Below are 12,096 nucleotides of genomic sequence, written 5' to 3'. Positions count from 1 at the left end.
CCTCCTTGATTATTTATTTTCCTGTACAATGATTTGTTTAATTTCATTTACATCTTGAGCCAGTGTTGAGAATGCTTGAGCTTGTGTTTCAATTACATCTTGATTCTTTTCAATTACTGCTTGATAATTTGCTTCACGTTCTTTATTAGTTTTCATTGTTGTCCATAGTAACCATACGAATAAGACTGCGTATCCACCCTGTTTTAAAAATAAATTGAATATTTCTGTTTCCAATGTCCCTCTCCCCTTTCATTGCATAATAAAAAAGCCGCCCTTTTGGGACGACTTGGTAATTATTTTTATAGGCATTAAGAAATAGTTATTTATGAACATCCAATATAGGATATAATTTACATGATTTGATAGAATGGAGTGGTAAATATTGAAATTTGGAATCCTTGTTGGAAATGGTTTTACTACTGATTTTGTAAGTCAGTATAAAATGGATTCATCTCTCCCCATTAGAAATTTTAAAAACAGACATGTAAAAAAACGCTATGGCTTTATTAAAAAACTACCAGCTATTCAAACAGACCTTCTTACAATAAAAAATAGAGATTATAATGCAATCTCCAAATATATTGTGAGAAATAAAAATGACGTTACTAAGCTTCATCAATTGAAAACATTTTTAGCCCTCTCTTACTCGGCTTTTCAGGAACAAGTTGATTTATTTGATATGACTGAATGGAAATGGTCAAATTGGTTGCAGCAAAATAGAGAGGGTCTGTCTTGTGCAGTTTCGTTGAATTATGATTTGGTTCTTGAAAAAGCATTAAATATTGCTGATATACCTTATTCAAGAGTTGGCTCAGATGAAAATCCAATTGGCACTCCAATTTACAAACCCCATGGATCTATAGACTTTGACTTAAGCTCCAAATTTATTTCAATACCATTTGAAGGCCGTTGGCCACCTAATTTAATACATAATAATGATGGTGGAATAGTTACTGTAATCCCTAAAGAAGACTTCCATCAACCACGCGTTCAGGCTGATATTGTACCACCTTCCATGCATAATATTAACCAAAACTTACGGTGGGTAAGAGGTCTTTATAATAACTACTTAGAAAAAGCAAGTCAATTAGATGCGTTTGTAATAATTGGTAGCTCTTACTGGGAAGTTGATAGACCAGAAATAAATTTCTTTTTAGAAAAATTACCTCAGACAGCTAAAGTATATATTTCAAACCCAGAGCCAGATCGAGACCTTGTTAAAAAGATACGTTCACTAGGGCTTCCTTATAAAACGTTTGGGTTTAATGAATTGCCTTGGTAAAAAAAACATCCACCTAATTGAAGTTAGGTGGATGTTTTTCTAATACTACATAGTCATCAGCAAACTTCCCACATGGATTTCCTTTACAGTAAACAAGTCCTTTGTCTTCATCAGCGACTTCCTCCACAACCCAAGTACTGCCTAATGGATAGGGTGTTGGCCCACCTAATCGAGGATGCTCGCGTACAATTTTTATTGTTTCACCTACTTTAGCAACCCTTTTTACTTCCTTCATAAAAATCACCCTCTGTTATTACATTGTATTCCCAACAAGGTATGAAAGTAACATGAAATATCACTTTTATCATTTTGTCATGCATACCGTACAGTTTGTTCCGAAAGGTACAATATAAAAAAATATTGTAAAACTATCTAAAAACAAGCTAATTGTTATATTATAATTAAATTATTATATTTGAAGGAGTGGCTATAATGAGATTGTTAGCATTAAGTCATAAAAAAATTAAAAGTCATGAATCCTATTTTGTTACGGATGGGCCGTATCCTGATGGTTCGTATTCTGTTAGTTTTAATTCTCCTTATGCTCCTCTTAAATATTTAGAAACATGTCACAGTTTAAAAGATTGCAGAATTTTTATCTCTAAATATGTGGTTAACAATCTTGATGGGAATAAAAATACGATTTTTAACCAATTATGTAAAAAACCTCTACGTGAAAAAGATATACCTGATCAATGGGAAGTATCACAATTTTTATAAAGAGGAGCAGAAGAAAATCCCCACTTAAACCTTTCCGCTTATGAACCTATATTTTTGTCCAAGTGATTGCTCCTGTATTACTCATCGAGGCTTTCCACCTACCTCCATCAGGAGACTTCATCACCAAACCTTTCAGTGTATCTCCAAATTCCAAGTCACCATAAAGTTGGTTATCTGTTTCTGTATTAACGAAAGTAACTGGCGGTGAGGTCGCAGCAGTTGCGAATATCCTGTTAATTCGAATGAGTCCGTTAACATTATTGGGAACAGAAATGGTCAACCGTATCTTGTAGACATTAGTTGCTCTTGAAACAATCTTCACTGAACCTAATGTATTATTCGTGATGTTCGCTAGTTGTGCATACGCTCCACCTGATGTTAGCACTCTCTCCACTTTAATATTTTTCGGAGATTCGCCCCATCCGAAATTCAGACCTAAAGTTTCCATGTACTGAATTGGTTTTGTACCAAAATCTATCTCCATTACAATCGGTGCTGCAGTAGTTGGATTTGTCTATCTGCAGAATGCTTCACGTTTTAAAGAGAACATGTCTGCAATATTTCCCCCTGTTTTGACCGCCCCTGTTGAAATTACTGAATAACGCTTGTCTGCCAATAGAAGAATATCATCTTGTTCGCCAGCCATAGTTGCTTCACCGGGTAACGCTGGCGAAATTGAAAGGGAAGTCGTACTGGCATTACTCCAGGTTCCGTCTGCATTAAGCTTTATAGTTCTGGCAACTCCATTTACATCGACCATAGTCAACGCGTCCGTGAATTGCGGTATGTATGCTTTCCCTAAAGCCTTTGATGAAATAGCGACCACACGACCAATTGTTACTTTTTTATCTGCTTTAGGGGATCCATAAAAAGAAATTCTTATTTTATGTAAGAAATCTACTGCGGAATACGGAGGGGAAATTAAATAGTCATTGGACTGATTTCCTTTTACCTCATGCAACCAAATCCATTCTGTCCCTGTCCAACCCTCTACGAGTAGTCCTTCAGGTGTGGCATCCCAAGGATGTACAGTTCCAATATATTGCGCATAAACTACTGGATCTGTGGAGCAATCAATAACGATTTCTATATGGTTCATGTAATCCGTGCCCGTCATATTCCACGAAGGACCTTGTTCAGAATCTGGTAGAAATATGTCTGTCAGTGTACCTGTAGGCGCAGCTCCTTTTGTTTGCGTCACTGTGTATCCACGAAGGTTACCGTTAATCAGGTAGTCATCTTGGTTACCGTTAAACTGACCTTTATAAGGTGTGGATATTCGATTAGCCAAAGTCCTAGTCTCTGTCACGTAATTCCCAGGACTACAAATTTTATTCATGTACCCTTCGTCTATCCAAGATTCAGTAATTTCTAGTTGCATCGCTGTATGAATCTCATTAAACCTTGAGGACTTAGTGAACTGGATAGCAGGTTTTGAATCATTCATTTTGTGTAAGTCCCACATGAATAGATTGAATGTATTATAAGCGCCTTCACAATATACGATTGCCTCTGTAGTCTCTTCAGCTTGAAATTGACATTGATCGAACATGTTTCCACCTACATCTCGCGGCACACTAGCTTTTCCTTCTAAATAAATACCGTACTTAAAGTTTTGAGCTGTAATTTGGAAGAAGTAGTTAGCATTTACCCATGCCATAACGTTAGGGTCTGTTTTAAACATTTCATCCAAAATAGGATCAACCCGTAAGTGTATAACCTTATCAAAATTAATGAAAGTAAGATTATTAAACTTAACATTATCAATAAATCCCATATTCGTTTTTGCTTCACAGAATATGCCTGTACCTGTAAAAGCACCTTTAACTGTAGGGACTTTGTTCAGTATGTTCATATCTGAAATTACTGCGCTCTGACCGTAAAATTGAAATACATCTTCTGCATCTAAGTAGTAAACAGCTTTTGTGAAATTTACATTTTGTAAATCAACTACTCCACCTGTCAACCTTGCTTCAGGCTTTAATTGGAATATGTTGAAATCACCAGATGTAGGTCTAATAATTGCTTTTTGCCCTAATTCTAGGTGAACTCCTCTAGGAATAACTATTGTCTTATTGACAAGGTACGTACCATCAGGAATTTTAACACGTTGAACAGAACTAATCGCTGTTAATGACAAAGCACTACTGATAGCATTTGAATCTATAACATTACCAGTACCAGTTGCCCCTGATGATAATACATTTATCCCACCGCTTTTTAAATCAATCACTGTATCCGCCAACTGTGCGGAAACAACACTCACCTGACCTTCAACATCTGCCTTTACTTGTGTTACCATTGATTCCACATCACCTGCAGTCACCGATCTATTCGGTGAAACCATAGGTGGAAAATTAACATTTACGTCAGTCACTTTTTCACTCCTCATTTTAGACAAAATAAAAAGCCTCCATAAAGGATGACTTAAAATATCATGTCACTAACCTATTTTTACGCATTCAACATTTCCTGAACATCTGAGCGCCATTGTAACGGGACATTTTCAATCTTCCGTAATCCTAGTTTGATTAGGTCATAGTATATTTTTGCCAAGATCAAACACCTCCATTTATATTTTCAGCTAATTCTGCCACCGCTAACATCATATTAATTTTTTCGATTTCCATTTCTTCAGCCATTTTAGCAAGCGCCAGTTTCAAATCGGTGTTTTCCTCTTGTAAAATCTGAATTTCTGTTGGTTTGTTTTCCATTTCGTTTTTCTGCTCGATTAGTTCTTGTTGATATCCCGTATCCTTAACTAAATTCCCGCTTGTAAATTTATAAATAAACGGGTTTTTAAGGAATTCATGATTATCTTCAACTGTTATTTCAACATCTGAAACATTACCTCTTGTACTACCGTAACCTATAACGCGTTTATCCGTTCCTACGTTTATAAAAACCTTCATCTAATCCCCTCCTCAAAAAGCTAATACGCGCCTTAATGTAACATCGTCACTTTGTGAAAAACTGTTTTTATTTGTGTCATTGCCTTTTATCGTTGAATCCGTAAAGGTCAATTGTTTAATTGTCGTTTGATTTTGCGTTTCACTTACATAGTTTGGAATTTGAAAATACGAATCTTTCCCAGGAAACAAACTAGTGAATGTTTTTGGAACGAATGTGAAGACGAATTGATAATCATTAGACCCTGCGCCAACATCGTAATCACCCCAAACTAATATCCAACCATTCGGACATTCTGATAATTTTTTTGAAGGGGTAATCGTGTCAGCTGCCATTGGGTATACTGCACCAGACCATAAAAGAGATTGGTCGAACAACATATTTTTAACCGTGTCCGCTTTTGCTTGCGCCCCTGCGGTTGTTTCTTTTGCATTCCAATTACTTTTTTCTGTCGCTGTAACAAATTGATTGTTTGTATCCTGTGTAATAATGGATGCTGGATGTGTAGTTGGATGAACGTAATTATTTGCGTTTGTTGCAACGATAGGCATTGCACCTAACCCTTTATTCAATCGTTTAATCTCATCGTTTAAATCCTTCATGCTGGCATTCGGGCCTAGCTGTTGCAATGCAAAACGGGCAGTATTAGCATTGTTGGCCATCCTATTAAGGGTTCCGACCACTGCTAAACCTGCCCTATTGGCGTTATATAGAGGATTATTCATGCGGGCAATTGCGGCGGCGTTTTTATCCGCTTGAGGTGTCATGTTAGCGAATGTTCCAATCGTTCTATACATACTTTGTCTCATTCTGTCATCATTCGCCATCATGCCGTCTGTAGCTTTCTTATGTGCCAGTCCCATTTTATCAATGGCGCGTATTAATTCACCAGTCGTTCCCCCGTACCTTCTTCCAACTTGCGCTAGTTTGAAAAAATCATATTCGGCAGCGACTAAGTTGTTTCGAAACTTTTTAAAAGCATCATTTTGATTCCGCCAACCCATGTTCATTTCACGCATCATATCTCTTGAATCATCGTTTAAATCTCCATAAGATCGCCCTATTAACCGCGATTGTCGGATAATATCATCCATTTCCCTGTTGATACCGCGTAATGGATCAGCGTCTGCCATAATATCCAAAAGTATATGGGTTTCACGAACTGCCATGTAATCACCACCCTATTTCTTCTTTTTGCTATTTTTCTTCATAGCGTCATCTCTTAATTTCATCATCTTGTCTAAGGCGGCATTAGCAATACCAAGTTCCGTTTTGCTCATAGCGAAAGCTTCGGTATAACTAACGTTGCAATCCTCTGCCATGACTAAACGCCACCTTAACCATTCTTCCGGTTCTTCGACCGCTGCTTTCCAAGGGTTAGATGTCAGATTTACCGACAAGAAAATTACTGGCTGCCTTGAAGACCTCCGTTTGGTGATTAAAGTTTTCTAACTCTTCCCAGTAATCCCAATTGGTTCTTTTCCCATCGATAAAAATAACTTTTTCCATTAACCCTTCCCAAAGCTTCGTTTGTTCCATCGCTCCATTAGCGCCAGCTGCTTTATCTCTCAGCATCATTCCCGCTCTAGCTCCCGGATGTTGAAGTGTGTATTTTTTCTTCTCTCCATTTTCTAATTCGATTACCAATTCTTCTTGTTTCCCTGCTACTGTTGCCATATATAACAGCTCCCTTTTATTTGAGTTGTGACGCGCTTTCCCCATAAAACATACCTCCTATAAGATAAAGGACAGCGAACTGTCCCCCACTTATCAAACGTCTGTATAGTCAAATACTTTAATTTCAAATTCTCTTTCGCCTGTCTCGTCAGTAATAGATCCTTCTGGTGTTTTTAGAACCATGGCTTGTGAACCACCAATTTTCTCACTGTGCTCGCCACCAGTGTTTACCCATATAGCAAATTGTTTTCCTGTATTAGCAAGTTTCTTTAAGAATCCAACCTCAGGAGAACCTTGCATAATTAGAACGGTAATTGTACCGATTGAATTAATTTTCTTGGTGATACCTACTGTCCCTGTCACACCAACTTTTGGTTCAAAATTATCCTCATCTTTTTCCCATTGAACGGCATCCCCTTCAGCAAAATCTGTTAAGTACCTGCCGTCAACCACAACGCTAACTTGCGAAGCGTCAAATGTGTATGAATTTGTCATCTTGTAGCCTCCCTATCTTTTATTAAATATTTACAACGCCTGTAACTCTAGCTTCATGGATTGCTCCACTTTTTCCATAGCTAAATGAGCCTACTGGATAAACACGTAAAGCTCGGTCTTGTATATCTACTTCATCTCTTGATAGAGTGGTAACAGTGTAATCAGGTAAACCACCTTCAAGTGTTGCAATAATGCCATTTTTAAATCCTCTTTGTAGAGTAGTAGACATAGCTGCTTCAATTGCGCCAATACCTCTAGCATCATATGGGATTTTAGGAGCGTTACCGAGTGTATATGAGATTTCGTTTTCCATATCTGCTTTGATCCAATCTTGTCCATGTATATCATCGATATAAGATCCATCTGCTAACCATCCCTCAGATAATTGCCCACGACCACCTTTGACTATGTAAGCAACGGCAAAATCAGCATCAATTGCATTAATTTCTGTTTCATTTAAATATCTTGCTGTAACACCTTTTAAGCTTTTAAATTTCCATGTAATTGACCCTACTGTTTGTGAACCTAGATCACCAACTGCAGCAGCATCCAAATGTTCATCGGCAATGGTGTGGTCGTATATTTTTGTGCGTTTCTTGGCTTTCAATGCTTTTCTATCCGCCTCTGTTCTAACTTGAACCACCAAAAATTTAAAATCTTTATCACTAATAAACGTAGCAGCTGCCAACTGATCAACAGCCAAGTCATTAGCCACTAAAGCAAAATGCCATTCCCGGCCATAGAAAAGTGCCATTGACGTTTTAATGTCTGTCGCATAGGTAGCAACCGCCACTTTATCAGGACGATTATCTTGTTTAAAGATAGTTGCCGCTTTTGCTTCTACCGCTGTTCCTGTTGCATAGTCTACTTGTAAAGCTGCCAATGTTGAATATTCTTTGTATTCTGCTGCACCTGTTTTTTGAACAAAAATTACAGGTCTTCCTAGACCAATTTTAGGTGCAGGTGATGCTACGTTGATTTTTACTGATACATCTTGTAATGGCATTTCCTAACCTCCTTAAGGTTGTGTTTCTGTTGTTAATGTTACTTCTTCTATTGCTTCCATTGTCTTTACATCTGAATGCCTAATCCGCAATCGCAAATCAAAGCCTACTTGTCGTTCAACCTCAATAGAAATAAAGTTATCCCGACTTCCAAAACCATCTATTCTAACTACAGCTAACCCTTTTTCATAAAGTCTTTGACGAGTACCAGTTGCTTTTAAAAGTGAGGCGCATTGTTGTGCTAAAGATAAAGCTTCAAATGAATCCTCTGATATCCATGTGTAAGATATAACTATCTCAACATCTTCCGTCTGTGTTTCCCCACCACTTCTGTATGTCTTTACATTTAAATAAGGACTAGTTACTGTGTATGTGAAAAATGGATATACTGGTTGCTTTTCTGTACTCATTCGCTCTATTCCTATGTATGGTAACTCTTTGCGCAGCTCATGATTAACTGCACTTACAATTGCCTTGTAATCAATCAAATTGATCCACTCCTTTCAGCGTATAAACACTAAAATCAGCAATATCAGAGTTATCGTTTTGACGTTCTACACTGTAAGTGGTTCCCTTATATCGGATCTTACTTTTATCAGGAATATCGTGAGCCAATGAATATAAGAGCCTATCAGATGAAGTAATCCTTCCCCCGCTTTGGTATATCTGTTTATCTGTTGGGGACACTATGGCACCCTCAGAATGTTGTATAAAAGGCTGAACTCCTGAATTAATCAGTTTTCCCAGATCATCATAATCTGTAGGGTTAGTGGGCTTACTTTGATTTACTGGATATTCAATCGTAAACGAAACAGTATATCTCCTAATCAATGATTTGAATCTAAAGGACTTCATGTGTAATCGCTCCAATCAATCTACCTGTATCAACAAGTGGATTACTACTTCCCTTTTGGTCAACGGTGAATGGATGATTTGAAGGATCATTTAAATTCCTAGCAAACTCCTGAAGCTTTCCTTCTGCTTCAAGGCCAATTGCATCTAATGCGTCATTTGTAGATGGTTTACCCTCTATAATTCTATCGACCAACATATTAACTGCCTTATCCAAAATCCCCTTTTCATGTTCATCCCATCCGGCACGTATATAAGAACGCTCAGGAATTGTGATGTGAGTAGTTGACTTTTTGAGAGGTAATCCTTGTGAAGCCAAGTAACCCCGCATTTTATCAGTGACTTGTATTCTAGTCCCGTATTCCTGAATAGCAGCGATTTCCCCCATAGTTATGTCTGAATCTCCATGACCACTTTGAGCCGATACTCCAAAAATGCCTACAAGAATTTGTTTGTTGTTCAATTCTTCTGCGTGTTTGATGATCTCGGGTATCTTATTTTTATCTTTAATCCTTACTCGTCTCATTAGAAAAACCCTACTTTTGTGTTGTAGGGTTTCCAAAGTCTATATACAGGTGTATACCTTTGACTATCACTTGTGAAGGTTTGAGTTGCTCCTGCAAGGGAATCGCTCACCGCTCCTACAGGAACAGTTAGGTCAATTTCAATCATTAATGCAATTCCCTTTTTAACAGGTGATGGAATAAGTAAATCTGCATTTTCATTTTCAAATGAAGTACCGCACCATTCCTTTGCATATTCAATAGCATCATTAAGAGCTATTTTCAATGAATCATCTTGACTTGTATCATCAACAGGAATACCTAACCTAGTTTTAAGTTCGACTAATTCCATGGTCATTCACCTTCAGGAAATTCAATATTTTTTTCCTGTTCAGCATCAGAAGGCTTGGAAGTGATTTTTTCCTTTTCACCTTTATAACCTAGTTTTTTCAGAGTCTTAATTACTTCATCCTCTGTTGTTTTAAGTTCACCATCTACAAACTCACATAATGGCTTATTATTTTCCTTATCCCATACAACACCGTAACCTACAAATTTCATTTATCGCTCACTCCTTATTATTTCATTAATCCTACTGCTTTTAATTTAGCTAACAATGCGTTAAAATCTGCTTTCAATGCAGCTACATCAACTGCGGAAGAATCTGCTTGAGCATCCATTTGTAATACTTCTTTTAGTACTAAATCTACTCGTGAATCATTTTGTAATTTACCCATTCCCTAACCCCCTTTCTGATTGTAATAAAAAAAGATAGGTACAAAAATGCACCTATCCACTAAATGTTATTAAGATGAAGCTAGACCAGTAATTGAACCGTGTAAAGCTTTATTTCCGTGATCTAGTCCCATTTGTCCAAAGATTTGACCAGATTCAGCAGCGCCTGTTTTCGCTAATTCCTCATAGAACAAATGTCCTTTCTCAGGTACTAATTGAAGTACAGGAGAGACATGAGCCATATCGAATAGTCCAACTTTATCTGCCCCAACAAAACGATCTAAAACAATACCGATTTTTCCGAAGTCAGTTTCAATTTGTTGAATGTCTAATCCACCAACATTACGATCTTGTGGAGCATATCCATAAATACTAGTGATTACTTGTTTTTGGAATGCATTTGTAAATAGAACCATATTGTCAAAACGAGCACCATTAGTAAACATATCCCTTAACAATTTATCAATCATTGCTTTAGTTAATTGCGCACCTGCACCAGCAACTGTATTTCCTGTTGATGTAAGTTCGAACATACCACGAGTTTTATCAACTGTAGCCGCAGTAGTCGCAAGATTGTATGTACCATTTAGGAAAGTATGTTCAGCATCACGTGCAATTTTAGTCAATGCACGAGCAATTTGAAAGTCCTTCTCAGATACAACATTGTTAGATTGTCCTGCAATATTCAAGCCGGATAGTTTACCTCCATTAGATAATGCACGGTATGTAATATTTACTGATTCTTGGAAGATTTGAGTTACGTTCTTAGATTGATCACGTACGTAAGTTACTGCTGTTGGTGCTGTTGTTGAAGCTTGCTCAGAGATTGCTGGTTGTGCTGGATTTGGATAGCTGTATGTAGAATCAATTGTAAATTCATTAGATGTTGTTTGTTTGCCTCCAGTTAGCCCTCCAGCCATAGAAAGAAATGGCGTTACTTCTGCATCAATTGTGAAAAGCTCTCCTGAATAGTTTGGTAAGTTAAATGAATTTCCTTGTCCGTTAATGTTTGTTGGCATGTGATTGCCCTCCTAATTTAAAAGTTATTTTTGTAATTCGTGAATCTTATTCTTTAGTGCAATTTGTAACGCTGAATTTTTGGATTGAATAGCCTGTGTATAATCTTTCTGTAATTGATCTAATTCAGATAATTGTTTACCTGAGCCTGCTAAAGGTGGTCTACCCGGTAAAGCAGCATTAGCAGCTACTTGTACAGCCTCATTAAATGCTGATTTAAATGCCTGAATGTTTTCATTGGTGGCTTCTGCTGTGTCTGAAATTAAGAATTTAGCAAAAGAAGCGTCTAAACTCTCGGAGATTAATACTTTTTCAGTTTCAGTGAATAATTTTTCTTGATTGAATTGTAAACGTTCAGCCTCAAATGACTTTCTATCCTCTTCAATCTTTGCTAATTCTTTATCACGTTCAACCTTGAATCTTTCTTCCTGAGACAACTTAGCAAGCTTTTCTGCTTCTTCTCGTTCCTGTTGAATACGTGTTTCTAATTCCTGAGTAGTCTTAGCTTCCCATTTTTTCTGTGCTTCTGTGACTCGTCTGTCTGCCTCTTGTTGTAATTTTAGATTTAATTCTTCTTGAGTTAGTGTAATACTTTCAGGTTGCTGTCCTGCTTCATTATTAGAATCAGCGCCTCCATTTTCTCCCTCTGCAAAGAATTGCATATCTAGTTTTAACGGCAAATCAGGTGTATGTACGTGTTTAAATAATTCCATAGTATATATTCCTCCTAGCCCTCTACAGTTGCCATATGGCCCCTATATAGTTCTAATTAAGTCCGATTAATTATGATGCCCAATCGACAAAAGGCAAAAAAAGCTTCCAAAATTGCCCGCGATATTTTGTAAGGGTAGTAGTAATAAACAATGTCCAAAAAGGGGGTATGGGGGGTACCATCTAGGCA

General features: G+C 37.3%; 21 protein-coding genes. 2 read left to right on the top strand and 19 right to left on the bottom strand.

The annotated features are described in order from the left end of the window. Positions 1–9: 9 nt before the first annotated feature. Positions 10–234 carry a BhlA/UviB family holin-like peptide gene (locus RE409_RS13230; protein WP_134781583.1) on the bottom strand — a complete coding sequence of 75 codons (225 nt, stop codon included), beginning with the start codon at positions 232–234 and terminating at the stop codon, positions 10–12. A gap of 148 nt (positions 235–382) precedes the next feature. On the opposite strand from RE409_RS13230, the gene RE409_RS13225 reads away from it, so the two are divergent. Continuing rightward, positions 383–1,282, top strand: coding sequence for an SIR2 family protein (locus tag RE409_RS13225; protein ID WP_309559134.1), 900 nt, complete (start codon positions 383–385; stop codon positions 1,280–1,282). Positions 1,283–1,295: 13 nt separating this feature from the next. Here RE409_RS13225 and RE409_RS13220 read toward each other — a convergent pair whose 3' ends face one another. Next, positions 1,296–1,517 (bottom strand): hypothetical protein, encoded by a 222-nt coding sequence (locus RE409_RS13220; RefSeq protein ID WP_309559133.1) that lies wholly within the window; start codon positions 1,515–1,517, stop codon positions 1,296–1,298. Between the two features lie 197 nt (positions 1,518–1,714). Between RE409_RS13220 and RE409_RS13215 the strand changes: the two genes are divergently transcribed. Next, entirely contained in the window at positions 1,715–2,002 is a 288-nt protein-coding gene (locus RE409_RS13215; protein WP_309559132.1) for a hypothetical protein, read from the top strand. Positions 2,003–2,048: 46 nt separating this feature from the next. Here RE409_RS13215 and RE409_RS13210 read toward each other — a convergent pair whose 3' ends face one another. From RE409_RS13210 to RE409_RS13130, 17 genes are all read right to left on the bottom strand, one after another. After that, positions 2,049–2,486, bottom strand: coding sequence for a hypothetical protein (locus RE409_RS13210; protein WP_309559131.1), 438 nt, complete (start codon positions 2,484–2,486; stop codon positions 2,049–2,051). Between the two features lie 30 nt (positions 2,487–2,516). Beyond that, positions 2,517–4,403: a pectate lyase family protein gene (locus tag RE409_RS13205; protein ID WP_309559130.1), complete on the bottom strand. Its 1,887-nt coding sequence runs from the start codon at positions 4,401–4,403 to the stop codon at positions 2,517–2,519. A 53-nt stretch (positions 4,404–4,456) separates the two neighbouring features. After that, positions 4,457–4,558: a CD1375 family protein gene (locus tag RE409_RS13200; RefSeq protein WP_202190552.1), complete on the bottom strand. Its 102-nt coding sequence runs from the start codon at positions 4,556–4,558 to the stop codon at positions 4,457–4,459. Between the two features lie 2 nt (positions 4,559–4,560). Continuing rightward, on the bottom strand, positions 4,561–4,914 hold the full coding sequence (locus tag RE409_RS13195; protein WP_137016861.1) for a hypothetical protein: 354 nt from the start codon (positions 4,912–4,914) through the stop codon (positions 4,561–4,563). Positions 4,915–4,926: 12 nt separating this feature from the next. Next, positions 4,927–6,081, bottom strand: a complete 1,155-nt coding sequence (locus RE409_RS13190; protein ID WP_309559129.1) for a hypothetical protein — start codon at positions 6,079–6,081, stop codon at positions 4,927–4,929. 12 nt (positions 6,082–6,093) lie between these two features. Further along, positions 6,094–6,312 carry a hypothetical protein gene (locus tag RE409_RS13185; RefSeq protein WP_063594129.1) on the bottom strand — a complete coding sequence of 73 codons (219 nt, stop codon included), beginning with the start codon at positions 6,310–6,312 and terminating at the stop codon, positions 6,094–6,096. Then, positions 6,290–6,634 carry a hypothetical protein gene (locus RE409_RS13180; RefSeq protein ID WP_309559128.1) on the bottom strand — a complete coding sequence of 115 codons (345 nt, stop codon included), beginning with the start codon at positions 6,632–6,634 and terminating at the stop codon, positions 6,290–6,292. Before RE409_RS13180 ends, RE409_RS13185 begins: the two co-directional genes overlap by 23 nt. Positions 6,635–6,682: 48 nt before the next feature. After that, the gene (locus tag RE409_RS13175) at positions 6,683–7,084 is read right to left on the bottom strand and encodes a phage structural protein (protein WP_309559126.1); all 402 of its coding nucleotides are present in this window, start codon (positions 7,082–7,084) and stop codon (positions 6,683–6,685) included. 22 nt (positions 7,085–7,106) lie between these two features. Continuing rightward, complete coding sequence (locus tag RE409_RS13170) at positions 7,107–8,090, bottom strand: DUF3383 family protein (RefSeq protein ID WP_309559125.1); 984 nt, start codon at positions 8,088–8,090, stop codon at positions 7,107–7,109. Between the two features lie 12 nt (positions 8,091–8,102). After that, positions 8,103–8,576, bottom strand: a complete 474-nt coding sequence (locus RE409_RS13165) for a phage neck terminator protein (protein ID WP_309559123.1) — start codon at positions 8,574–8,576, stop codon at positions 8,103–8,105. Then, positions 8,569–8,943, bottom strand: a complete 375-nt coding sequence (locus RE409_RS13160) for a hypothetical protein (protein ID WP_309559121.1) — start codon at positions 8,941–8,943, stop codon at positions 8,569–8,571. The genes RE409_RS13165 and RE409_RS13160 overlap by 8 nt, the downstream gene beginning before the upstream one ends. After that, complete coding sequence (locus tag RE409_RS13155) at positions 8,930–9,466, bottom strand: hypothetical protein (RefSeq protein WP_309559119.1); 537 nt, start codon at positions 9,464–9,466, stop codon at positions 8,930–8,932. The genes RE409_RS13160 and RE409_RS13155 overlap by 14 nt, the downstream gene beginning before the upstream one ends. Continuing rightward, positions 9,466–9,795 carry a phage head-tail connector protein gene (locus RE409_RS13150; protein ID WP_309559118.1) on the bottom strand — a complete coding sequence of 110 codons (330 nt, stop codon included), beginning with the start codon at positions 9,793–9,795 and terminating at the stop codon, positions 9,466–9,468. The genes RE409_RS13155 and RE409_RS13150 overlap by 1 nt, the downstream gene beginning before the upstream one ends. Positions 9,796–9,797: 2 nt before the next feature. Next, entirely contained in the window at positions 9,798–10,004 is a 207-nt protein-coding gene (locus tag RE409_RS13145) for a hypothetical protein (RefSeq protein ID WP_309559117.1), read from the bottom strand. Positions 10,005–10,021: 17 nt separating this feature from the next. After that, positions 10,022–10,180 (bottom strand): hypothetical protein, encoded by a 159-nt coding sequence (locus RE409_RS13140; RefSeq protein WP_249593650.1) that lies wholly within the window; start codon positions 10,178–10,180, stop codon positions 10,022–10,024. A gap of 69 nt (positions 10,181–10,249) precedes the next feature. Then, positions 10,250–11,197, bottom strand: coding sequence for an SU10 major capsid protein (locus tag RE409_RS13135; protein WP_309559116.1), 948 nt, complete (start codon positions 11,195–11,197; stop codon positions 10,250–10,252). A 24-nt stretch (positions 11,198–11,221) separates the two neighbouring features. Further along, positions 11,222–11,908 (bottom strand): DUF4355 domain-containing protein, encoded by a 687-nt coding sequence (locus RE409_RS13130; protein ID WP_309559114.1) that lies wholly within the window; start codon positions 11,906–11,908, stop codon positions 11,222–11,224. Positions 11,909–12,096 lie beyond the last annotated feature (188 nt).

The organism is Peribacillus sp. R9-11 (genome assembly GCF_031345095.1).
Classification (GTDB): Bacteria; Bacillota; Bacilli; order Bacillales; family DSM-1321; genus Peribacillus; species Peribacillus butanolivorans.
This window is presented reverse-complemented; position numbering and strand designations above follow the sequence as displayed.